This is a genomic window from Curtobacterium sp. VKM Ac-1393 (assembly GCF_015350995.1).
Taxonomy (GTDB): domain Bacteria; phylum Actinomycetota; class Actinomycetes; order Actinomycetales; family Microbacteriaceae; genus Curtobacterium.
Window position 1 is genome coordinate 245,221 of record NZ_JADKRW010000003.1, and the last position, 20,161, is coordinate 265,381.

At 69.0% G+C, this 20,161-nt stretch carries 24 protein-coding genes and 1 tRNA gene; 7 read left to right on the forward strand and 18 right to left on the reverse strand.

The genetic code is table 11. The features are described 5' to 3' along the window. Both ITJ59_RS08300 and ITJ59_RS08305 read right to left on the reverse strand, forming a co-directional pair. Positions 1 to 1,218 carry a tyrosine-type recombinase/integrase gene (locus ITJ59_RS08300; protein WP_194650632.1) on the reverse strand — a complete coding sequence of 406 codons (1,218 nt, stop codon included), beginning with the start codon at positions 1,216 to 1,218 and terminating at the stop codon, positions 1 to 3. 184 nt (positions 1,219 to 1,402) lie between these two features. Then, the gene (locus ITJ59_RS08305) at positions 1,403 to 1,663 is read right to left on the reverse strand and encodes a TM2 domain-containing protein (protein ID WP_194650633.1); all 261 of its coding nucleotides are present in this window, start codon (positions 1,661 to 1,663) and stop codon (positions 1,403 to 1,405) included. Positions 1,664 to 2,047: 384 nt separating this feature from the next. On the opposite strand from ITJ59_RS08305, the gene ITJ59_RS08310 reads away from it, so the two are divergent. Then, positions 2,048 to 2,752: an Abi family protein gene (locus ITJ59_RS08310; protein ID WP_194650634.1), complete on the forward strand. Its 705-nt coding sequence runs from the start codon at positions 2,048 to 2,050 to the stop codon at positions 2,750 to 2,752. Between the two features lie 46 nt (positions 2,753 to 2,798). Here ITJ59_RS08310 and ITJ59_RS08315 read toward each other — a convergent pair whose 3' ends face one another. From ITJ59_RS08315 to ITJ59_RS08345, 8 genes are all read right to left on the reverse strand, one after another. Further along, positions 2,799 to 3,788 (reverse strand): fibronectin type III domain-containing protein, encoded by a 990-nt coding sequence (locus tag ITJ59_RS08315; RefSeq protein ID WP_194650635.1) that lies wholly within the window; start codon positions 3,786 to 3,788, stop codon positions 2,799 to 2,801. Between the two features lie 808 nt (positions 3,789 to 4,596). Further along, positions 4,597 to 5,493, reverse strand: coding sequence for a hypothetical protein (locus tag ITJ59_RS08320; protein WP_194650636.1), 897 nt, complete (start codon positions 5,491 to 5,493; stop codon positions 4,597 to 4,599). Positions 5,494 to 5,504: 11 nt separating this feature from the next. Beyond that, entirely contained in the window at positions 5,505 to 5,630 is a 126-nt protein-coding gene (locus ITJ59_RS19390) for a hypothetical protein (protein WP_267238360.1), read from the reverse strand. Further along, on the reverse strand, positions 5,630 to 5,848 hold the full coding sequence (locus ITJ59_RS08325; RefSeq protein ID WP_194650637.1) for a hypothetical protein: 219 nt from the start codon (positions 5,846 to 5,848) through the stop codon (positions 5,630 to 5,632). The genes ITJ59_RS19390 and ITJ59_RS08325 overlap by 1 nt, the downstream gene beginning before the upstream one ends. Then, the gene (locus ITJ59_RS08330; protein ID WP_194650638.1) at positions 5,845 to 6,525 is read right to left on the reverse strand and encodes a hypothetical protein; all 681 of its coding nucleotides are present in this window, start codon (positions 6,523 to 6,525) and stop codon (positions 5,845 to 5,847) included. The genes ITJ59_RS08325 and ITJ59_RS08330 overlap by 4 nt, the downstream gene beginning before the upstream one ends. A gap of 40 nt (positions 6,526 to 6,565) precedes the next feature. Next, positions 6,566 to 6,814 carry a hypothetical protein gene (locus ITJ59_RS08335; RefSeq protein ID WP_194650639.1) on the reverse strand — a complete coding sequence of 83 codons (249 nt, stop codon included), beginning with the start codon at positions 6,812 to 6,814 and terminating at the stop codon, positions 6,566 to 6,568. Next, on the reverse strand, positions 6,814 to 7,074 hold the full coding sequence (locus tag ITJ59_RS08340) for a hypothetical protein (RefSeq protein ID WP_194650640.1): 261 nt from the start codon (positions 7,072 to 7,074) through the stop codon (positions 6,814 to 6,816). The genes ITJ59_RS08335 and ITJ59_RS08340 overlap by 1 nt, the downstream gene beginning before the upstream one ends. Before the next feature lie 95 nt (positions 7,075 to 7,169). Next, positions 7,170 to 7,373 carry a helix-turn-helix transcriptional regulator gene (locus tag ITJ59_RS08345; RefSeq protein WP_194650641.1) on the reverse strand — a complete coding sequence of 68 codons (204 nt, stop codon included), beginning with the start codon at positions 7,371 to 7,373 and terminating at the stop codon, positions 7,170 to 7,172. A gap of 76 nt (positions 7,374 to 7,449) precedes the next feature. On the opposite strand from ITJ59_RS08345, the gene ITJ59_RS08350 reads away from it, so the two are divergent. Then, the gene (locus ITJ59_RS08350; RefSeq protein ID WP_194650642.1) at positions 7,450 to 7,977 is read left to right on the forward strand and encodes a hypothetical protein; all 528 of its coding nucleotides are present in this window, start codon (positions 7,450 to 7,452) and stop codon (positions 7,975 to 7,977) included. Continuing rightward, the gene (locus ITJ59_RS08355; RefSeq protein ID WP_194650643.1) at positions 7,977 to 9,095 is read left to right on the forward strand and encodes a tyrosine-type recombinase/integrase; all 1,119 of its coding nucleotides are present in this window, start codon (positions 7,977 to 7,979) and stop codon (positions 9,093 to 9,095) included. The genes ITJ59_RS08350 and ITJ59_RS08355 overlap by 1 nt, the downstream gene beginning before the upstream one ends. Positions 9,096 to 9,131: 36 nt before the next feature. On the opposite strand, the gene ITJ59_RS08360 is transcribed toward ITJ59_RS08355, so the two are convergent. The 3 genes from ITJ59_RS08360 to serS all read right to left on the reverse strand — a co-directional run bounded on the left by ITJ59_RS08360 (position 9,132) and on the right by serS (position 11,430). Then, positions 9,132 to 9,219 (reverse strand) — tRNA-Ser (locus tag ITJ59_RS08360). Between the two features lie 88 nt (positions 9,220 to 9,307). After that, positions 9,308 to 10,171, reverse strand: a complete 864-nt coding sequence (locus ITJ59_RS08365) for an HAD-IIB family hydrolase (RefSeq protein ID WP_194650644.1) — start codon at positions 10,169 to 10,171, stop codon at positions 9,308 to 9,310. Beyond that, positions 10,168 to 11,430 carry a serine--tRNA ligase gene (gene serS, locus ITJ59_RS08370; protein ID WP_194650645.1) on the reverse strand — a complete coding sequence of 421 codons (1,263 nt, stop codon included), beginning with the start codon at positions 11,428 to 11,430 and terminating at the stop codon, positions 10,168 to 10,170. The genes ITJ59_RS08365 and serS overlap by 4 nt, the downstream gene beginning before the upstream one ends. A 72-nt stretch (positions 11,431 to 11,502) precedes the next feature. On the opposite strand from serS, the gene ITJ59_RS08375 reads away from it, so the two are divergent. Next, positions 11,503 to 12,579, forward strand: a complete 1,077-nt coding sequence (locus ITJ59_RS08375; protein ID WP_194650646.1) for a diacylglycerol/lipid kinase family protein — start codon at positions 11,503 to 11,505, stop codon at positions 12,577 to 12,579. A 160-nt stretch (positions 12,580 to 12,739) separates the two neighbouring features. Here the strand turns inward: ITJ59_RS08375 and pheA are convergent, their stop codons facing one another. Genes pheA through ITJ59_RS08395 form a run of 4 tightly spaced genes read right to left on the reverse strand, consistent with a single transcriptional unit; the run spans position 12,740 to position 16,133 of the window. Beyond that, on the reverse strand, positions 12,740 to 13,696 hold the full coding sequence (gene pheA, locus ITJ59_RS08380; protein ID WP_194650647.1) for a prephenate dehydratase: 957 nt from the start codon (positions 13,694 to 13,696) through the stop codon (positions 12,740 to 12,742). A gap of 53 nt (positions 13,697 to 13,749) precedes the next feature. After that, positions 13,750 to 14,295 carry a MarR family winged helix-turn-helix transcriptional regulator gene (locus ITJ59_RS08385; RefSeq protein WP_194650648.1) on the reverse strand — a complete coding sequence of 182 codons (546 nt, stop codon included), beginning with the start codon at positions 14,293 to 14,295 and terminating at the stop codon, positions 13,750 to 13,752. Between the two features lie 9 nt (positions 14,296 to 14,304). Further along, positions 14,305 to 14,754 (reverse strand): hypothetical protein, encoded by a 450-nt coding sequence (locus tag ITJ59_RS08390; protein WP_194650649.1) that lies wholly within the window; start codon positions 14,752 to 14,754, stop codon positions 14,305 to 14,307. Continuing rightward, positions 14,751 to 16,133 carry a molybdopterin-dependent oxidoreductase gene (locus ITJ59_RS08395; protein WP_194650650.1) on the reverse strand — a complete coding sequence of 461 codons (1,383 nt, stop codon included), beginning with the start codon at positions 16,131 to 16,133 and terminating at the stop codon, positions 14,751 to 14,753. The genes ITJ59_RS08390 and ITJ59_RS08395 overlap by 4 nt, the downstream gene beginning before the upstream one ends. A 21-nt stretch (positions 16,134 to 16,154) precedes the next feature. Between ITJ59_RS08395 and ITJ59_RS08400 the strand changes: the two genes are divergently transcribed. The 3 genes from ITJ59_RS08400 to ITJ59_RS08410 are packed head-to-tail and all read left to right on the forward strand — an operon-like array spanning position 16,155 to position 18,916. Continuing rightward, entirely contained in the window at positions 16,155 to 17,594 is a 1,440-nt protein-coding gene (locus tag ITJ59_RS08400) for a glycosyltransferase 87 family protein (protein WP_194650651.1), read from the forward strand. A gap of 5 nt (positions 17,595 to 17,599) precedes the next feature. Beyond that, positions 17,600 to 18,673, forward strand: a complete 1,074-nt coding sequence (gene moaA / locus ITJ59_RS08405; protein ID WP_194650652.1) for a GTP 3',8-cyclase MoaA — start codon at positions 17,600 to 17,602, stop codon at positions 18,671 to 18,673. A gap of 12 nt (positions 18,674 to 18,685) precedes the next feature. Further along, a complete protein-coding gene (locus ITJ59_RS08410; protein WP_194650874.1) occupies positions 18,686 to 18,916 on the forward strand; it encodes a MoaD/ThiS family protein in 231 nt (76 codons plus the stop codon). Between the two features lie 143 nt (positions 18,917 to 19,059). Here ITJ59_RS08410 and ITJ59_RS08415 read toward each other — a convergent pair whose 3' ends face one another. After that, positions 19,060 to 20,160: a calcium:proton antiporter gene (locus ITJ59_RS08415; protein ID WP_194650653.1), complete on the reverse strand. Its 1,101-nt coding sequence runs from the start codon at positions 20,158 to 20,160 to the stop codon at positions 19,060 to 19,062. Position 20,161: the final 1 nt, after the last annotated feature.

The following is a 20,161-nucleotide window of genomic DNA, read 5'->3' on the forward strand; positions in this document are numbered from 1 at the left end:
TCAGTGTGGCGGGCGAGTCTCGCGCAACGCCTGACTACTGCGTTCCATGGCTGCTGCCAGAGTCTCCGAGCTCGAACCGGAGCGGTAGCGCCGCGTCATCACGACGGACGAGTGGCCGATGAGCTCCATGGCGACGACTTCCGGCACACCGGCAGCGTAGAGGAGGTCGACGGCGAAGTGGCGGGCGTCGTGCAACCGGACCTGCGGGACGCTGGCCCGCTCGAGCAGCACGTGCCACGCCTTGTTGTCGACGGACGCGTCGATCGGCATGCCGAGGGAGCGTTCCGTTCCCGACGTCCACAGAAGGCCGTACGGATTCGGCTCCGCTTGGGCTGCCTCCATGCGGTTGCGAACCAGGGAACGAAGCGGCTCCACGAGGGGCACCCTTCGGTCGCCGGCGGCAGACTTCGGGCGGGTCATCCAGAGCCCGCCCACGACGTGACGCATCTCGTGGTCTGAGGGCGCTGTGACTCGCCGTTCCGGGCATTCGGAGCCGCGGGCCTGACCACACAGCCATCTACATCCGTGCTGCCAGGTCAAGCGTTGCAGCTGCCACGACAGATCAAGGTGGTCCGTGACGCGGTCGAGCTCGAGGCCGAGTAGTTCGCCCTGCCGGCCACCGGTGAGGAGTGCCGCGACCCATCGCGACTCGAGCCGAGTGCCCCGAGCAGCGTCGAGGATCAAGGCAGCGTCAGACCGGCGGAGAACGTCGAGCTTCGGGCGTGAAGGTCTCGGCGGCCGAACAAGGGCGGCGACGTCTCGGTGGGTGTACCCCTCGCGGTGGGCCTGCTTGAGTGCGATGGCGAGGATTCGGTGGCCTTGCAGCACGGTGGACGCAGCGAGGCCAGCATCCCGCATGTGTCTGTGGAGCTCGCGGACGTCCGCGGCGGTGAGGTCCACGAGGTCGCGTGCGCCGATCGATGGCTCGATGTACAGGCGCGCGAGGGATCGGTAGGTCTCGGCCGTCCGCGGGCGCACTTCATGGTCGACGATCTCGGCCAGCCAGTACCGGAGCCAGGCAGTCAGTGAGCTGCTCGGGATGAGGGATGGCGGCGGTGGAAGCTCAGCGGGAGTGGGCGGTCGCGGCGTGAGCTCGGCGCGACGCAGCTTCAAGATCGCCAGCTTGCGGAGAGCCGTGTCGTAGTCGCGCGATCGGAGCATGACGCGCTTCCGCCGACCCTCGACACGAGGGAAGTCGAGTGCGACCTGCCAGTACACGAGCGGCTTGTTGGGGTCGGCCGGTACGCGACAGATCGACCCTTCGCCTCGGGGTTGTCTCATGCGGCCCATCGAACGCCGCGGCCGTGTCAGAGGTGCCCCGTTACCGTCGCGGGATGCCAGGCGACGTCGTAACAGGTGGGCGCTCGGGCCGGCGCTCAGAGTGCTCGGTGCGCTGCTCGCGCTAGCGCAGAGTCGGCGTGACGGAGTTCTTCTCGTTCACATCAATGACCTGGCCGTCGAGGGTGAAGACGTCAACGAGGACGCCGATGCCAAAGAGGCCGGCGGTGAACGTGTAGAGGATGCCGGTACCGACCTTGCCCATGTAGTACCGGTGAGCACCGACGATGCCGAAGAAGAAGATCCACTTGTACGCAGTACCGATGTGCTTCTGCGGACGGGCGTTCGAGTAGGCCTGCTGGGTCGCGGGGGTGGTGTCAGTCATGTCGGGTCTCCTGATCGGGTCACTGGTGAGTGATCCCCACCTCGGGGAACGTACAGGCTGAACAGCCGCAGTTCGACGCCCCCAAGCGGGGCACGCCTGCGAGGTTCGGTGCCAGAGGGCGCCTCGACCTCGAGAGAGCGCTCGGGGAAGGTCACCCAGGCGAGGAGCCTCATCGCGTATACGGAGCGAGCGGTCCTCGTCGAGTGGGGGTTTTCTCGCAGGCGGCCGAGTGCGCGTGGGTGTGGGTGTGGCGGGACGTAGTGAGACGGAGAAACGTCCCGCAAACGCAAAGCACCCGCCAGCAACATGGCTGACGGGCAACTTCGAGCGTAAACGCGTCGGATGAACTCGCGTCTTCGGAAGGGACGCTACTACGCTGCACCTGTGAACGCCAAACTTGCCACGCTCGTCAGCGAGCCACGCTTCGGCAAGTACCTCAAGCACAGTCGGAACGATGCGGAGCTTGCCGCAGATCTCTACGAGTTCAACCTGAGACTCGCTGGTGGAGCGTTCAAAGCGATCCAGATGTGCGAGGTGATCGTGCGCAACGCGATGGATCAGCAGCTCCGCGCGTGGAACCAGACGGCTGTCGGCACGGAGGACTGGACGCTCCATCCAGCACCAATGCTGAAAGCCTGCTTCTACGACGATGGCAGGGACCTGACCGACGCCGCTAGCAAGGCGTCGAAGGCTCTCCGAAAGTCCGGCCGCACTGTTGGCCACGACGACGTGCTCGCGCAGATGAGCTTCGGCGCTTGGCGGTACTTGCCACCTGGCCGAAAACCCCACATGGCCAAGCAGCGGATCTGGGATGAGGCACTCACCCATGCGTTCCCCGGCCGGCAGGATCGAACGACCACCGACACGTTGGCGCAGTGGCTCGGCATCACCTACGACTTCCGCAACCGAGTTGCTCACCACGAACCGATCTACCACCTCGACGTGGCAGCGAAGCGACGGGTGATCAGCGACGTGATCGACGCCGTGAGCCGAGACGCGAAGAAGTGGTTCATCAAGAACGACGAGTTTGGTGCTCAGGCGCAGGAGTTTCAGCGCTTCGTCAAGGAACGCAGGCTTCGGATTTCGTAAGGAACGCCCCCTCGAGCTCCCGAAGGAAACCGAGGGGGCCTTGTCGTTACGCGGTGACCGAGAAGTTCTTGAACGTCGGTCCGTTGCCCACCGCAGCGAGCCCGTGCTGGGTCGCGGTGCTGTTGAACGAGTCCGTCGCGGTGATGACGGTTGCACCGTTGACCGCCACGGTGACGCTGTCGCTGGCCATGACCACCTTGACGACGTCGCCAGCGACGCCAGCGGCGGCCGAATCCGATCCGACCTGCGTCAGCGTCCCGTTCACGCTCTTGTAGAGCTGGTACTTCCCGGGAACCCCGCCGGTGACACGGAGCTGCACCATCCAGTAGTTGACGCTCGAGTCACCTCGGAACAGCAAGCGTCCGTGGTTCGAGCCAGTGCTGAGAGAGGCGAACTTGGCCTGCACCGTGCCATTCGCTCGTCCGGACTCAACCGTGACTCGACCGTTCGATCCGGAAAGCATGGACGCGCTCCCGCTGACGATGCCCCAGACAGTCGCGTTCGGCGTCCACGCTTGGCCAGTCTCTGCCGCGCCGAGGGTGGTCGGGTTGTCGGCGCGGTTGAAGGAGTCAGTGACCGCTGGAACGTCACTGGAGGTGAACGATGCGACGGCGCTCGGTGTGCCCACGCCGCCCGTGTTCATGGCCGACACCCGAACTTCGTACGCCGTGTTCGGGGTCAGTCCTGCCAGCGTGTATGACGAGCCGGCGGCGCTTCCTGCGCGCACCCACGTAGACGAGCCTGCGACGCGGTACTCGATCGCGTAGGCAGTCGCCAGGTTTGTCGCCGTCCAGGTGATCGCTGCAGACGAAGCGGACGGGGTAGCGGCGAGTCCGGCGACCTGCCCGGGAGCTGCTGGCAGGAGAGGGTCGGACGCTCCCGTGGCGATGCGACGCAACGCGTCAAACATCCCTCGGCCGATGCGCCGCTGGGCGTCCGCGTTGTAGTGGCTGCCATCGTTCATGCTGAGGCCGGCAACCCCCTGAGCAAAGCTGGTTCGCTGAACGCGTCCCGGCGTCCCGGCGTTCGTGCCCATGAGGTGGCCTTTCTGGTCAAGTAACGGTTTTCGAGGCTGGTGGCCGCGTACGGCCCTGGGTCCAGCGGAGTGAGATGAGGCCCCGAATTCAGGCCGAAGGCGGGGAGAAGGAAAGGGGTAGACAGGTCATGCGGGGAAAACCCCAGACCCGTACACGGGGAGAGCCACAGCACCTCTACGACCAGGACGGACCCGGGGGGAGGGGGTGGTGGCCCCGGGTCGGCTGACTGGCGTTGAGCGGGCCGTGGGCGGGTCGTTCGGCCGTGGTTCGGGGTGACGCTCGCGGGGACCGTTTGTGGTCCTGTCAGCCCGTCGTGCGGCTGGCTGTGCTGCTGCTTCGCGTTGGTGCCGACACGAGGTGATGCGTTGGTGGCCATGACCTCGAGGTGTTCGTGTTCTTCTTGTTCTTCGTTCATTGCGTGGGCTGGACCCCTCGCCCTCCCCTCCCCCCCCCCCCGGGGTGGGGTCTGCCTGATGTGGTGGGCTGTACCCGAGGTCGGCGACGGTTGTCGTGGTTGGAGTTGTCGGCCTCGCGTGCTGAGGCTGCGTGGGTGGGCTGCCTACACGCTGCTGGTGTGCGCCCTGGCTGACTGCCTGCCCTGGTTGTGGTGCTGGGCTGGTGTGCTGGCCGTGTGGCGCTGGGCTGGTGCGGTGGTGGGGCTGGCACCTGCCCAGGTGCTGCAGCGTGGGCGGGCGTTGGGGGTGCCCGGTGCCCGGGCTGGCACCCCGGGTCTCCGGCATCCCTCCCGGCTCAGCAGGCCGGACGGGTACCCGGGTTCCGCTGAGCCGAGAGAGGGCATCGGGTGGGTCAGCGGGCGCGCTTGGCTGATGCCGCTGCGAGCCGCGGGCTGATGCCCTGCGCTTCCCACTCAGCGCGGAGGATCGCGGCGGCCTCGTCGTCGGCCTGCCGCTGTCGCCAGTGCGCTGCGCGCTGCTCGTCAGGCGTTGCCTTCTTCGCCTTGGTCGACTCGAGCTCGTCGACTTCGGTGATGGTGAGCAGTCGCGTTTCGCAGTTGATGACCTGGCGGACGGTGGCGAGGATGCCGACGCCGTACGTGTCGATGGCCTGCTGGTAGTCGGCGAAGACGAACATCCACGCGTTGTAGTTCTCGAGGTTGCGGCCATCGGTAGCGAACACACCGTTGAGGTACCAGGACTCGATGAGCTGCAGGATGCTGTCCCACCGCTCGACGAGGGCCTCGAGGCGCAGCCACTCCGACTCGACTCCGGCGCGGGCGGCGCTGTCGAGGTCGACGACCCCGTCCGGGACGTTGCCCCCATCCCGGATGATGGCGTCCCGGGTCTCTTCGAACACCCCCCGGATGATGTCGTAGGTCCCCTCCCCTCGGCGTCGGAAGTGGTTGAACGCGCTCTGCGCTGCGGACTCCCTGGCGAGCGCTGCGATCTGTTGTGCGCGGTCGATGATGGAGGTGTCGGTGGCGATCGCGGCTGTTGCGAGGGTGCTGGCGAAGCTGTCGTAGTCGCCGGCGGTCTTCATGACGTTCGTCGCTGCGGCGGTGAGGCCCTTGCTCTGGTCGTCACGGAAGCGGAGGTAGTGCTGGTGCAGGGTCCTCTGCTGGTCGAGCAGGCCGTGTTCCTCCTTGAGCGCCTTGGTCGTGTCGATGCCGAGCTCGTCGAGCGCCTCGATCCAGTCGCCGAGGACGATGCTCTTCTCTTCTTCGCGTGCGCGGGTGCTGGTGTCCATGCGGGGTGTCCTTACTTCGCGTTCTTGTCGCGGCCTCGGGCGAGGTTCGCGATCTGCTCGGGGGTGTACTCGTCGGGGTTGTCGTCGGCGGTGTCGAGCCAATGCTGGATCTGGTCGTCGCTGGGGGGCTGGGGCATCACGGTTCCTGTCGGTTGAGGCGGGTGGTGAGGTTGTCGAGCTGGTCAGCGATCGCGTCGAGCTGGTCGACGAGCGAGCTGATGGTGCGGCGGGCGTCGGCGAGCTTGCGTTCCTTCGCCTTGGCTCGCTGCTCCCACCGACGTGCGTGCCGGCGGTAGCGCTGCAGGCGCACGTCGTAGGGAGTGACGTCGAGGTCGTGGTTGTCCCGGGAGGTCATGCGGCCCATCCGTTCTGTGTCCGGTACTTCGTGTGTTCGTCGTCCTGGGCAGCGCACACCTTCATCGAGTCCGGGTAGTCGGCCATCGAGGTTCCGCAGACGGCGCAGCTCCGACCGATCGGTGACACATCCCAGGTGGTCACCGAGGACGCAGAGACGGAAGGTGCAGGGTCAGTGATCTCGCCGGTTTCGTCGTTCACGAACCACTTCTCTTGATCCCTGCCTGTCCTTTCCTGTCCTGTCCTGTCCTCGGGGACACGTCCCCGGGACGTCCCCGGGTAAGGTCCCCCGGTACTGTCCCCGGGTACATCCGAGAAGGAAGGTGAGTCGGTTGATCCGCCAGCCTTCGCGGCCCGCTGACGCTGCTTCTTCTCTCGCTGCGCTCGGCGCATGTTGTCGAGTACCTCGAGGTCGTGCCGGCTGGTCTGCGTGTCCGGGAAGTCCGCGATCGACCACCCGTCCCCGTGGGCGATCCACAGGCCACACGCTTCGAGCTTCTGCGCTGTCTCGACCTTCATGAACGGGACCAGCAGCAGCTCGTCGCTGAGAATCACCCCGTCCGTCCGGTTGGACACGGACCAGATGGTCGCGAACGCCCACCCGCGGAACTCGTCCGCCGAGAGACGCAGCACTTTGCGGTCGCTGAGGTAGCGTTCCGGGAATCTCGCGTCGGTCACCTGGTCACCTCCTTCGTCTTCAGTTGTGTGGTGTGCCCGGTCAGCTGACGCGCCGGACGCGGTTCGCCATCGCGTTGAGCTCAGCCGCGAGACGTTCGGCCTCGGTCGGGGTCATGTGCCGGGCGAGCTCGTGCGTGCCGTCCTCGTTGAGAGTGAGGAGCACGACGTCGAGGTGACGGGTCCGGGGCTTGCCCTCGCCCTGCGACCACCCGTTCGTCACCTCGACCGCGGACGCGTTCTCGAGAGTCGCTGCGACCGGTTCCGGACGGATCGGTGTGATGCCCAACATCAGCGGGTCTCCTTCGCACGCGTGCCGGCGAACATGTCGTCGACGCTCATGCCGAGCACGCTTGCGAGGCGGAACATGTCGGGAACGAATATCTGCTGCCCAGTCCATGCGCGGAGCATGCGGAGGGGCTTCACTCTGGCAGCCTTCATCAGGGCGATTGGCCGGACGCCGCTCCGATGCGCGGCGTCTCGGAAGTTGCGACAGATGATTCGACGGTCCTGCGCTTCGGTCTTGCGGGCGATCTTCGTTGTGGTGTTCACTGGTCCTGTCCGTTCTGGTAGCAGTGCTGGGATTTGGATTCGGCCCCGCATCGGTGTTCCCGCACCACCGGGGCCTTCTTCGTGTCGGCGGTCATCTACACGGCCTCCTGCAGTTCACCTGTCTGCGTCCGTGCTGACGCGTCGATCCATGCCTGCACGTCGGCCTCGCGGTACCGGATCGTCCGAGCGCTTAGGGCTCGGTAGACGGGGCCGGTACCGCGGTATCGCATCTGAGCCAGCGCCGGCACGCTGACGCCCGTGATCTCACTGACCGCCTTGGGAGTGAGTAGTACGTCCATGAGGCCTCCTTGTTCGATGTTGTGAGCCAGTGGTGACGCCACTGGCTTAGCAACAAGGTATGACTATGATGCAGTCATGTCAACACCCGCTCACGAAGACTTTGTCGCAGTCAAGCCAGGACTGCTCTTCCCCCGGACCATCTCGGGGTTCAGCGAAGGGGTGGAGGTCGTCGACATCGCGCGAGCCGGCCTCTCGGGCACCGAGCCGTCGCCCTACGGCATCGCCGTCACTGCGACCTGGAGCGAGGAACGATTGGCGTACGAGATCGACAAGCTCGAGGTACGGCGCAACTACTCGAACGAGCCGATCACCGCGCTCGGACTTCGGCGCGTTCGCCTGCAGGAGGTATTCCAAGCGGTCGTCATGCGCGACGTCCGCTACTCGGATGGCTCTCCTGTCCCAGTGCGGATCCTGCCGTCGGACCCGGCGAAGCGAAGGCAAAAGAGCGAGGCAGAACGGCTCCGTATCGCAGCAGAGGTCTATGCCCTAGCTCGCGCTTTCGGCGAGCGCCCCTTGAAGGCCGTCGCAGAGACGCTTGGTGTCTCTCAGAGCACCGCGACTCGTCTGGCTGCTCGGGCGCGCGAGGAGGGGCTGCTGAGCTAATGGGGTCCGTTGAGCCGTACACGACGAAGGCCGGTCGGCGGTACCGGGTCCGCTACCGCACGCCCGACCGCACGCAGACTGACAAGCGCGGGTTCACGACGAAGCGCGACGCCGAGCTGTTCCTCGCTTCGGTTGAGGTGTCGAAGGCTCGGGGCGAGTTCGTCCGCCCGGAGGATGCCCGGGAGACGATCGGCGCGCTCGGCCCGGTCTGGCTGGCGAACCAGACACACCTCAAGCCGTCGTCGTTCCGTCCCCTCGAGATCGCCTGGCGACTCCACGTCGAGCCGGTGTGGGGCGCGAAGAAGGTGTCCGAGGTGAAGCACAGCGCGGTGCAGACGTGGGTGACGTCGATGAACTCGGCGAGCGCGACGACGGTGATCCGCAACTACGGGGTGCTCGCGAGCATCCTGGACACCGCGGTGAAGGATCGGCGGATCCTGAGCAACCCTGCGCGCGACGTGAACCTGCCGAGGAAGAAGCGCAAGGAGCACGTCTACCTGACGCACGAGCAGGTGTCTGACCTCGCGCTCGCTGCAGGTGACCGGGCGACGCTCGTCCTGGTGCTGGCGTACACCGGCCTGCGCTGGGGAGAGGCAGTCGCGCTCCGGGTGAAGGACGTCGACTTCGCGCGCCGGCGGCTCAACGTGACGGTGAACGCGATCGAGATCGCGAACGTCATCACGGTCGGGACGCCGAAGACGCACAAGCGGCGCTCGGTGCCCTTCCCTGCCCTGCTGACTGCGGCGCTCCGAGAGCGCTGCGCCGGGAAGAGCAACGACGAGCTCGTGTTCGCGACGAAGAACGGCACGCACGAGCGTCGATGGCACAACGACCACGGGTGGTTCCCGGCGGCGGTGCGGAAGGCGGGCATCCCGTCGACGACGCCGCATGGCCTCCGGCACACCGCCGCGAGCCTTGCGGTCAGCGCCGGCGCGAACGTGAAGGCCGTGCAGCGGATGCTCGGCCACGCGTCCGCAGCGATGACACTCGACGTGTACGCCGACCTGTTCGAAGACGACCTGGACATCGTTGCGGGCCGCCTCGATGACGGCCTCGCGCAGACGGTTGTGGGCAAGATGTGGGCAGAGGCTGCCCGGAACGAAGACGAGGCCCGCTAGATCCGCTTGTTGCTGCGGATCAACGGACCCCGGTAGTGGCGGAGGGTGTGGGATTCGAACCCACGAGACATCTCTGCCCACCTGTTTTCAAGACAGGCTCCATCGGCCGCTCGGACAACCCTCCAGTGACGCGACCACGTGGCGAGACGTGACCGCGTCCCGGGAAGTCTAACGGGCCTCCCGTCCGCCGTGCGCGTCAGCGCATGCCGGGGTCAGCGCGGCAGGGAGTCGAGCGCCGCTGCCAGACCGTCGTCGGACACACCGCCGGTGAGTTCGTTGCCGGCGTCGACGACGTCGTCGGGCGCCTGCCCCATCACGACGCCACGACCGGAGGTCGACGCCCACCGCAGCATGTCGATGTCGTTGCGGCCGTCGCCCGCGGCGAAGACGCGCGAGCGCGGGATGTCGAGCCACTCGCGCACGCGTTCCATGGCGGTGGCCTTCGTCACGCCCTCTGGAGCGATGTCGAGCCAGGCGGTCCAGCCGACCGTGTACGAGACCTTGTGCAGGCCCATGTCCTCGACGATCTGCAGGAACTCCTCGAGCCCGTGCTCCGGCGAGATCACGACGACGCGGGTGGCCTCGACCGTGAGTAGCTGGTCGAACGGGACCAGCTCGCCGGCGTTGGTCATGGTGTCCGCGGGGAAGTTCTCGGAGAGCCGGAAGTGGCCGGTCTCGTCCTCGACGCCGAAGGCTGCGTTCTCCAGCGCGCCTCGGATGGTCTGCAGGACCTCGCTCGGGTCGAAGTGCTCGACGTGGATGCGCTCGTACGATCCGTCCGGACGCCGGGCGAGCGTCAGCGCACCGTTGGCGCAGACGAGGTACTTCGGCTCGATGCCGAGAGTGTCGAGCAGCGGAACCGTCATGCCCTCGCTCCGGCCGGTCGACAGCATGACCTCGTGCCCTGCTGCCTCGGCATCGCGCACGGCGGCGATCACTGCCTCGGTGACGACGCCGTCCTCGCGCATGGTGGTGCCGTCGATGTCGAGGGCCACCAGCCACCGCTTGGTGCGGGCGGGAGCACCGGCGCCCGCGGCCTGCGCTGCACCGTCCACGAACCGCCCCTGGGAGCTCATCGGGGCTCGATCACCTCGACGCCACCGAGGTAGGGGCGCAGCACCTCCGGCACGACGACGGAACCGTCGGCCTGCTGGTGCGTCTCGAGGATCGCCACGATCCAGCGGGTGGTGGCGAGCGTGCCGTTCAGGGTGGCGACCGGAGCAGTCTTGCCGCTCTCGGTGCGGTACCGGATGTCGAGGCGACGGGCCTGGAACGTCGTGCAGTTCGAGGTCGAGGTGAGCTCACGGAAGGTGCCCTGCGTCGGGACCCAGGCCTCGATGTCGTACTTCTTCGCCGCGCTCGTGCCGAGGTCACCCGCGGCGACGTCGATCACGCGGTAGTGCAGCCCGAGGTCCTGCAGCATCTGCTCCTGGTACGACACCAGCTTCTCGTGCTCCGCCTCGGCCTGGTCGGGGTGGACGTACGTGAACATCTCGAGCTTGTTGAACTGGTGCACGCGCAGGATGCCGCGGTTGTCCTTGCCCGCCGAGCCGGCCTCGCGCCGGTAGCAGGTCGACCAACCGGCGTAGCGGTGCGCGGTCTTCTCGATGTCGAGGATCTCGTCGGCGTGGAAGCCGGCGAGGGCGACCTCGCTCGTGCCGGTCAGGTACAGGTCGTCGGCCTCGAGCCGGTAGACCTCGGCCGCGTGCTCGCCGAGGAACCCGGTGCCCGCCATGGTCTCGGGGCGCACGAGCGTCGGGGTGATGAGCGGCTCGAAACCGGCGGCGATGGCACGGTCGAGCCCGAGCGACATCAGCGCGATCTCGAGCCGGGCGCCGAGGCCCCGCAGGAAGTAGAAGCGCGAGCCGGAGACCTTCACGCCACGCGGGATGTCGATGATGCCGAGGTGCTCGCCGAGGTCGGCGTGGTCCTTCGGCTCGAAGTCGAACTCGGGCTTGGTACCGACGGTGCGCAGGGTGACGAAGTCCTCTTCGCCACCGGCAGGGACACCGGGAAGGACGACGTTCGGGATGGCGCGGACGACGGAGTTGAAGGTGTCCTCGGCCGCGGTGACGGCGGCCTGGGCCTCCTTCACCTGCGCCGAGAGCGCCTGGGCCTGCTGCACGAGCGCGGCTTTCTCGTCCTTCGGGGCCTTGGCGACGGTCTTGCCGAAGGCGTTCTGCTCGGCACGGAGCGACTCGAACGCGGTGATCGCGGCACGACGGGCGGCATCGGCGGCGACCGCCTCGTCGACGACGGCGACGGACGCGCGGCGGGCCTCCTGCGAGGCCTTGATGACGTCCGGGTTGTCACGAAGCAGCTGGGGATCGATCACCGCTCCATCCTAGAGGCGAGGACATGGGGAGGGACCCGACGCTCGCAGCGTCCGATCGGTACCGTTGACGGCATGTCGACCCCTTCGGAGACCGCGCCCGCGGACCAGGACGCCCTCCCCACCGAGCAACGGACGGCTGCCGTGGTCTACAACCCGGTCAAGGTCCACCTGCCGACCCTCAAGGCCACCATCGAGAAGCACCAGCAAGAAGCCGGCTGGGCCGAGACGCTGTGGTTCGAGACCACCGAGGAAGACCCGGGCGGCGGGATGGCCCGCGCGGCCCTCGACGCCGGGGCCGACGTCGTCGCGGCTGCGGGTGGCGACGGCACCGTGCGCGCGGTCGCCGAGGTCGTGCACGGGTCCGGTGCCGCGCTCGCGCTGCTGCCGAGCGGCACCGGCAATCTGCTCGCCCGCAACATGAAGCTGCCCCTCGACGACCTGGCGAGCAGTGCGCACACGATCTTCTCGGGCCACGACCGCACGATCGACTTCGGGTTGATCGGCGTCGAGCGTCCGGACGGCGCACGCGAGCAGTTCGGCTTCGTCGTGATGGCCGGCCTCGGACTCGACGCCCGCATGATCGCGAACACCCGCCCCGAGCTCAAGAAGCGCGTCGGCTGGCTCGCCTACCTCGACTCGCTGCTGCGCTCCGTGCGCGACGCGGACGGCTTCGAGTTCAAGTACCGCCTGGACGAGTCCGCCCGCAACGGTTCGGTGCGCGCACACTCGGTCATCGTCGGCAACTGCGGCATGCTGCAGGCCAACGCGATGCTCCTGCCCGACGCCGAGATCGACGACGGGGTGTTCGACATCGTCGTGATGCGCCCGCGCGGGTTCTTCGGCTGGGTGCGGATCGGCGCCCGCGTGTTCTGGGAGAACGGGATCCTGCGCTGGTTCCGTCGCTCTGCCTTGTCCGAGACCCTGATCGGCCGCCGCATCACCACGGCCGCGAAGCAAGAACGACCGTTGCGCTACATGCGCGGCGAGGAGTTCACCCTGCGGCTCGACAAGCCCGACGAGTTCGAGATCGACGGGGACCCGGTGGGCGAGATCACGGCGTTCCGTGCGCGGATCGATCCCGGTTCACTGACGGTCAAGGTGCCGACGGTGGAGCCACGACCGAGCTGGGTCCGCGGCCGCAAGCGCTGAGCCGGGAGCTGGCCGCGCTGCACCGTGCGGGGTCGTTCGGCCAGTGCGCGGTTGCACGCTCGGTGCGAGGTTGTAACGGCGCACGGAGCGGGCAACCTCGCACCGGACGACAGAAGCGGCACCGTGCGGCGGAGCAGCCCGCGCCCCGCGCCAGCCCGCGTCAGCCCGCGTCGGGCTCGCCGGACACGATCGCGCGCAGCCAGTCCCGCGCCTCGACGAACGCGGCGTCCGAGTAGCGCGTCGGCACCTCGGGCTGCGCGCCGTCGGCCCGCGGGTACGACCCGAGGAACGTCACACGAGGGCTGAACCGTCGCAGACCGAGCAGGGCGTCGGCCACGCGCTCGTCCTGCACGTGCCCGTCCAGGTCGATGACGAACCGGTAGCGACCGAGCTCGTCGCCGATCGGCCGCGACGACAGCAGCCCCATGTTGATGCCCCGAGTGGCGAACTGCTCGAGCATGTCGACCAGGGCGCCGGGGTGGTCGGCGGGCAGCTCGACGATGACGCTCGTCTTGTCGGCGCCCGTCGGCTCGGGCAGCGCCAGCGTCTTGGACACGAGCACGAAGCGGGTGACGGCCGAGGCGTTGTCGCCGATCGACGACGCGAGCACGACGACGTCGTGGTGGTCGGTGATGCCGGGCGGGGCGACGGCGGCGTCGGCGGTGGGGTGCTCGTCGAGCAGGGCCAGGGCGGCGGCGACGTTCGACGACGCCGGGATGTGGCCGTGGCCGGGCAGGTTCGCCTCGAGCCAGTTGTGGGTCTGCGCGTACGCCACCGGGTGGGCGTTCACGGTGCGGACGTCGGCGAGCACGGTGCCGGGGCGGGCGACGAGCACGAAGTCGACGGGGACCAGGTACTCCCCCACGATCCGCACGCCGGGGATCCGGGCCAGGGCGTCCTGCGTGGCGCTGACGCCACCGTCGACGCTGTTCTCGATCGCGATGACCGCGCCGACGGACCGGCCGGACATCACGTCGTCGAGGGCTTCACCGACGTTGTTGACGCTCCGCCAGGGCTTGCCGGCCGCGGCCTCGACGAGCTTGAGGGCCGCCTCGGTGAAGGTGCCGGCGGGTCCGAGGTAGGAGTACGTGTCGGACGGCGCGGCAGGGTCGGTCATGGGCCGAGCCTATTGCAACGGCCGCGCCTACAGGCCCGGACGGACAGCGCCGCTCAGTCGGCGCTGGCGCCAGTCAGCCGCGCCTCGCAGATCGCCGTGTCGTCGCCGTCACGCGGGTACGTCAGGGCCGCGAACCGCCCCTCGGGATCGAGTCGCGTGAGGAGCGCCGCAGCGATGCCGTCGAGCTGCACGACCTGTTCGTCGCTCAGGGCGTCGATCACCACGTGGCGCGCGGTGCGGACGTGGTCGGGTGCGGCCTCGACGATCGTGGCGTACCCGGCGTCGGTGAGCCGGACGTCGGTGGCCCGGCGGTCCGAGGTGGACGGGCAGCGCGTCACGAGCCCGCGCTTCTCGAGCCGGGACACCACGTGCGACAGCCGGGGCAGCGAGGCGTTCGTGGCCGAGGCGAGCGCCGACATCCGCAGCGTGCGGGTGTCGGTCTCGGAGAGCATCGCTATGACCATGTAGTCGAAGTGCGTCAGGTCGGCGTCGCGCTGGAGCTGCTGGTCGAGCGCTGCCGGCAGGAGTTCCATGACGGCCACGAGCTTCATCCACGCGCGCAGCTGCTCGCGGGTGAGCCACGGGGTCTCGTCGGTCATGGACGCATCCTACCGAATGGTTGTCGGTTTAACCAGTGCCGTCCGCCGCGCCCGAACCACCCCGACGACGAGCACCGTCACCACCACGAGCAGCAGCACGCCCTCGACGACGAGCAGCCGCGTGCCGTAGTCGAACGGCAGGATCGTGGGGTTCTTCTGCCCGTGCCGCTTCGCCGCGATCTCCGGCAGCACCACGAGCGCGAGCACGCTCGCCAGCACGATCGCCGTCTGCACCACCACGAGCACCCAGGCCCGGAGCGTCCGCCCCGCCCGGCGCAGGAGCAGCCCGGCCCCGACGACGAACGGCGACAGGATCGCGTCGTGCAGGATCACCGCACCGAGCAGCCAGGTCGCCAGCCCGCCGATGCGCTTCGGGGACACCGACGTCACCAGGACGTACGCCCCGAACGCGATCACCAGCACGCCGAGGACGACGAGCAGGATCCGCGCGGCCTTCACCGCAGCACCTCGATCTTCTCGATCCACTTGGTCTGCAGCACGCCGGGCCGTCCGGGAGCGATGATCCGCGCCGGGAACCCGTGGTCCAGGTCGAGCGTCGCGCCGTTGAGTTCGAGGGCGACCAGGGTGGTCGGGTCCTCGGCGTACTCCGGTCCCATGTCCATGATCCGGTAGCCACCGTGCCGTTCCAGGCTCGTGACCCGCACGTGCGATCCGGGTTCGGCCTGCACGGCGCCGAGCAGGTCGCGCATCCGCACGCCCTTCCAGCTGCCCATCTGGCTCCATCCCTCGACGCACGAGATCGGCAGGTCGACCTCGGTGGTGCCGAGCGCGACGAGTTCGGCGCGCACGAAGGTGCGGGTCACGTCGTGTCCGACGACGGTCAGGGTCCAGTCGGCGGCGGTCGCGCTCGCGAGCACCCCCGCGGCGCGTGCGGTGCGGTTGACGGGCAGGTCGTTCGGCCCGATCCCGCGCTGGCGCGCTCCGAACACGTTGAACGGTTCGGCGAGCTTCGAGGACTGCCCCGCCGTCAGGGCGACGACGCCGACGACCGCGGCCGTCACGCCGCCGAAGAAGCCGCGTCGCGCGATCCGCTCACGTCGGCCCTGTGCGCGCTCCTCGACCGACCGGGAGGCCCGGGTCGGCTCCGGCGCATCGGCCACCGGTTCGTCCGGCGCTGCGTCGACCGCGTCGACGCCGTCGATCCAGCGGAACACGCGGCCGAGCAGGCCGGGGGCCGTGGACTGGGCCGTCTCGGCACCCGCAGCCGGCGGGGCGGACGCGGGGCGGGCCTCCCGTACCGGGGGAAGCAGCTCGCTGCCGGACGCGGGGTCCGCGATGAACCGCCCCTGCTCGTCGTAGGAATCGCGCTTCCGCCAGTAGCGGGCGATGACCGGCAGCTTCGACGCGACGTGGATGATGAGCGACCCGATGATCACGTACGCCATTGCGTTGTGCACCTGGCGGAACGGGAACGGCCACGGGTACCACTGGTACGTGTTGAGCAGGCCGGTCGTGACCTGGATGATCGAGGCCGACACGAGCACGGCGATCGACAGCCGCTCGAGCAGGTGCAGCACGCCGCGGATCGGCGGGGTCTGCACCAGCGCCGGCATGACGGTGTTGAGCTTCGCCAGCAGCAGCGGGATGATCGCGATGCCGGTGGTGATGTGCAGGCCCTGCGTGAACTGGTAGAGCTGCGTCGGCCGGGTCGGGAACCGCATCCAGCCGAGGGGCTCCTGCAACAGGTGACTGTAGATGCCGGTACCGAAGCAGACCACGAAGGCGATGCCGAGCAGCCGCCCGAGCACGACCGCGGAGCGCGCGTTCCGGTTCGGCGAGGCCAGCGCGGCCCGTGCCTCGAACAGCAGGTGCCGCACGCCCGCTAGCCTCGACGGACCATGAGCGACCGACTGCGTGCCGTCCGACCGTCCCTCGCCGTCGGCCGGACTCCCCTGCTCGCCGTCGTGCTGGCGGTCGTCGGGGTACTCGCCCTGGCGGGCGTCATCCTGTTCGGCGTCACGCATCTGGGCTTCCTCCGATCCGACACTCGTGGTTCATTCGTTGCGTGGACGCTGATCGCTTGGACGGTGTTCGTGATCGCCGTGCTCGCGCTGCGCTTCGTGCCCGCCCGGTGGATGACCGCCGTGGTCATGGTCGGAGCGGTGGTGGTCGGTCTCGCGGCGTTGGCCGGCCCCCCGAGCACGAGCACCGACTCGGCACGGTACGCGTGGGACGGCATCGTCCAGCATGCCGGAGTCTCACCGTACGCGCACACCCCCCAGTCCACGGCACTGTCCGCGTTGCGACCCGAGTGGCTGTTCCCGGACAAGGTGAACGGCACCTGCGACGACCTCAAGCCGCGGTTCCGCGGTCTCGGTGACGGCGCGGACGGCCACTGCACCCCGATCAACCGCCCCGACGTGGTCACGATCTACCCGCCGATGGCGCAGCTCTGGTTCGCCGGGGTCCGGGCCTTCGTACCGGCCACCGCGCAGTACATGCCGTTCCAGGTCGCCGGGCTGCTGCTGTCGCTCCTCGTGACCATCGCCCTGATCGTGGTGCTCCGGAAGACCGGGCGTCCGACCTGGTGGGCCGCGCTCTGGGCCTGGTCGCCGCTCGTCGCGTCCGAGGCCGTGACGAACTCGCACGTCGACGCCCTGGGCGCGGCGCTCGCGACCGCGGGTGCGGTGCTCGTCGCGTTCGGCCGGCCGATCTGGGGCGGGATCGCGCTCGGTGCCGCGACGGCGACGAAGCTCATCCCGGCGATCGTGTACCCGCCGTTGCTCGGCCGGTGGCGAGCGTGGTGGGCGATCCCGGTCGGCATCGCCGTGTTCGGGCTGCTCTACGTGCCCTACGTGCTGACGACCGGGCTCGACGTGCTCGGGTACCTGCCCGGCTACCTGAGCGAGGAGGGCTACGAGGACGGCTCCCGGTTCGCCCTGGTGTCGATGGTCTTCCGGGGCGACGCCGCGACCGTGGTGGTCGGGCTCGCCGTGCTGCTCGCCGCGTTCGTGGCGTGGCGGCTGTCCGACCCGTCGCGGCCGTGGTCCGGCGAGGTCCTGATGATCGGCGTGACGTTCCTGGCCGTGACCCCGCGGTACCCCTGGTACGCGCTGCTGCTCATCCCGTTCGTGGTGCTGTCCGGCCGGTGGGAGTGGTTGTCGATCGGGCTCGCGATCGCCCTGCGCGGGGTGTGGCCTTCCACCGACGCGTACCGGTGGTGGCTGCTCGCCGCCGTGGCGATCGTGCTGGTCGTCACCCTCGTCCGCACCAGCCGGTCCGACTGGCAGCGGTGGTGGGAGCGGTTGACGTTCCGTCGGGTCGAGCACGTACGCTGACCCGCATGGCACCCGCGACCCTGCTCGGCACGAACGGTGGTCTCGCCGACCCGGCGTCCGCCGGGCTCGTGGACCGCTTCGGTCGCCGTGCGATCGACCTGCGGGTGTCGCTGACCGAGCGGTGCAACCTGCGCTGCACCTACTGCATGCCCGCCGCGGGGCTGCCGTTCGCCCCCGACGACGCCCTGATGACCGCTGCCGAGATCGAGCGGCTCGTCCGCATCGGCTCCGCGCGGTTCGGCGTCCGCAAGGTGCGCTTCACCGGTGGCGAGCCGATGCTCCGGCACGACCTGGTCGACGTCATCGCCCGCTGCGCCGCACTGCCCGACGCCCCGGAGCTGTCGCTCACCACGAACGCAATCGGCCTGGCCCACCGTGCCCAGGCCCTGTACGACGCCGGGCTGCGGCGTGTGAACGTGTCGCTCGACACCGTCGACCCCGACGTCTTCACCACCGTGACCCGCCGCCCGTTCCTGGACAAGGTGATCGCCGGGCTGTCCGCCGCGCACGACGCGGGGCTCGACATCAAGGTCAACGCGGTGCTGCTCCGTGGCGTCAACGACGAGGCCGCTCCGGAGCTGCTCCGCTGGTGCCTCGAGCGCGGGTACGAGCTGCGGTTCATCGAGCAGATGCCGCTCGACCCCGACCACGCCTGGGACCGCACCGAGATGGTGACCGCCGCCGAGACCCGTGCGCTGCTGGCGACGTCGTTCGTGCTGACGCCGGACGACGCCCCGCGCGACGGCGCCCCGGCCGAGCGGTACCGGGTGCACGCCCGCGACACCGCCGCGCCGTCGGGCGTCGGCGAGCGGCTCGGCACCGTGGGGATCATCGCGAGCATCACCGAGTCGTTCTGCGCCGACTGCACCCGCACCCGCCTGACCGCCGACGGCCACGTCCGGAGCTGCCTGTTCTCCGACGACGAGACCGACGTGCTCGGCCCGATGCGCTCCGGGAACTCCGACGACGACGTGGCCGAGCTGTGGCGCCGCGCGATGTGGGCGAAGCCGCGCGACCACGGCGACGACAGCGACGAGCTCGTGCACCCGACGCGCGGCATGAGTGCGATCGGTGGCTGAGCGGTGACCACGATGCGGTTCTTCGCCGCTGCCCGGGCCGCGGTCGGCATCGACGAGCTGTCGACGACGGCAGCGACGATCGACGGAGCACTGCGCGAGGTCGCCGCCGCCGATCCGTCGCGCTGGCGTGCGTTGCAGGAGCGGTGCTCGTACCTCGTCGACGGTGTGACCACCCGCGACCGAGCCACCGCGCTGTCCGGCGTCGCGGTCGTCGACGTCATGCCCCCCTTCGCCGGGGGCTGACCCGCGCCCGTTCTTTCCCAGAACGCATGCGATGCCTGGTGTTTCCGGGCGTACCTGGTCGAAACTTCCGACCAGGTACGCCCGATCCGACCATGTACGCCGCCGCGCTGCCGCTGCCGCTGCAGCGCCGCGCCGCGCCTCCGCTACGGCGAGACGGACAGCACGATGAACGCGGCGAAGATCACCAGGTGCACCCCGCCCTGCAGTCGCGTCGCACGCCCCGGCAGCACCGTGAGCACCGCGGCGACGATCGTCAGGGCGAGCAGCACGATCTGCGACGACCCGAGGCCGAGCAGCAGCGTGCCGGGCATGAACAGCGACGCCACCGCGATCGACGGGATCGTCAGACCGATCGACGCCATCGCCGACCCCATCGCCAGGTTCAGGCTCGTCTGGATCCGGTTGCGGGCAGCGGCCTTCGACGCCGCGATCCCCTCGGGCAGCAGGATGAGCAGCGCGATCACGACGCCGACGAACGAGGGCGGGAACCCGACCGCGGCGACACCGGCCTCGATCGCGGGCGACTCGACCTTGGCGAGCCCGACCACCGCGACCAGGGCGACGACGAGCAGCGCGAGCGACACCAGGGTGGTGCGACCGGACGGGCGTGCGGCGTGGGCGTCCTCGGACTCGACGAGCACCCCGCCGGACCGGTTGACCGGCAGGAAGAAGTCGCGGTGGGCCACGGTCTGCGTGACGACGAACAACCCGTAGAGCACGAGCGACGCCACCGCCACGAAGACCAGCTGGGTGCCGGTGAAGGACGCGTCGTCGGTTCCGGTGGTGAACGTCGGCAGCACCAGGGTCAGCACGGCGAGCGCGGCCACCGTCATCGTCGCGGCGCTCGCGCCCTCTTGGTTGAACCGGACGGTGTTGTGCCGCAGGGTGCCGATCAGGATCGCGAGGCCGACCAGCCCGTTCATGGTGATCATCACGGCCGAGAACACCGTGTCGCGCGCCAGGGTCTCGGCCTGGGCGCCGCCGGAGCTCGACAGCGAGATGATCAGCGCGACCTCGATGATCGTGACCGCGACGGCGAGCACGAGGGAGCCGAACGGCTCCCCGACCCGGTGCGCGACGACCTCGGCGTGGTGCACCGCGGCGAGGACGGTGGCGGCGAGCACCACCGCGACGATCACCACGACCGCGGTGCCGAGTCCGTACCGGCCGTACGAGAACGCGAGCACGACGGCCGCCAGGATCGGGATGGCCACGGGCCACGCCTTGGGGAACCAGGAGGTCATC

Excerpts from the sequence above, each read along its gene's own strand:
- ITJ59_RS08400 (WP_194650651.1), top strand. The coding sequence starts at position 16,155 with ATGAGCGACCGACTGCGTGCCGTCCGACCGTCCCTCGCCGTCGGCCGG.
- pheA (WP_194650647.1), bottom strand. The coding sequence starts at position 13,696 with ATGACCGACCCTGCCGCGCCGTCCGACACGTACTCCTACCTCGGACCC.
- ITJ59_RS08415 (WP_194650653.1), bottom strand. The coding sequence starts at position 20,160 with ATGACCTCCTGGTTCCCCAAGGCGTGGCCCGTGGCCATCCCGATCCTG.
- ITJ59_RS08385 (WP_194650648.1), bottom strand. The coding sequence starts at position 14,295 with ATGACCGACGAGACCCCGTGGCTCACCCGCGAGCAGCTGCGCGCGTGG.
- ITJ59_RS08375 (WP_194650646.1), top strand. The coding sequence starts at position 11,503 with ATGTCGACCCCTTCGGAGACCGCGCCCGCGGACCAGGACGCCCTCCCC.
- moaA (WP_194650652.1), top strand. The coding sequence starts at position 17,600 with ATGGCACCCGCGACCCTGCTCGGCACGAACGGTGGTCTCGCCGACCCG.
- ITJ59_RS08365 (WP_194650644.1), bottom strand. The coding sequence starts at position 10,171 with ATGAGCTCCCAGGGGCGGTTCGTGGACGGTGCAGCGCAGGCCGCGGGC.
- ITJ59_RS08325 (WP_194650637.1), bottom strand. The coding sequence starts at position 5,848 with ATGACCTCCCGGGACAACCACGACCTCGACGTCACTCCCTACGACGTG.
- ITJ59_RS08320 (WP_194650636.1), bottom strand. The coding sequence starts at position 5,493 with ATGGACACCAGCACCCGCGCACGCGAAGAAGAGAAGAGCATCGTCCTC.
- ITJ59_RS08410 (WP_194650874.1), top strand. The coding sequence starts at position 18,686 with ATGCGGTTCTTCGCCGCTGCCCGGGCCGCGGTCGGCATCGACGAGCTG.
- ITJ59_RS08305 (WP_194650633.1), bottom strand. The coding sequence starts at position 1,663 with ATGACTGACACCACCCCCGCGACCCAGCAGGCCTACTCGAACGCCCGT.
- ITJ59_RS08345 (WP_194650641.1), bottom strand. The coding sequence starts at position 7,373 with ATGGACGTACTACTCACTCCCAAGGCGGTCAGTGAGATCACGGGCGTC.
- ITJ59_RS08335 (WP_194650639.1), bottom strand. The coding sequence starts at position 6,814 with ATGTTGGGCATCACACCGATCCGTCCGGAACCGGTCGCAGCGACTCTC.
- ITJ59_RS19390 (WP_267238360.1), bottom strand. The coding sequence starts at position 5,630 with ATGCCCCAGCCCCCCAGCGACGACCAGATCCAGCATTGGCTCGACACC.
- ITJ59_RS08350 (WP_194650642.1), top strand. The coding sequence starts at position 7,450 with ATGTCAACACCCGCTCACGAAGACTTTGTCGCAGTCAAGCCAGGACTG.
- ITJ59_RS08315 (WP_194650635.1), bottom strand. The coding sequence starts at position 3,788 with ATGGGCACGAACGCCGGGACGCCGGGACGCGTTCAGCGAACCAGCTTT.
- ITJ59_RS08355 (WP_194650643.1), top strand. The coding sequence starts at position 7,977 with ATGGGGTCCGTTGAGCCGTACACGACGAAGGCCGGTCGGCGGTACCGG.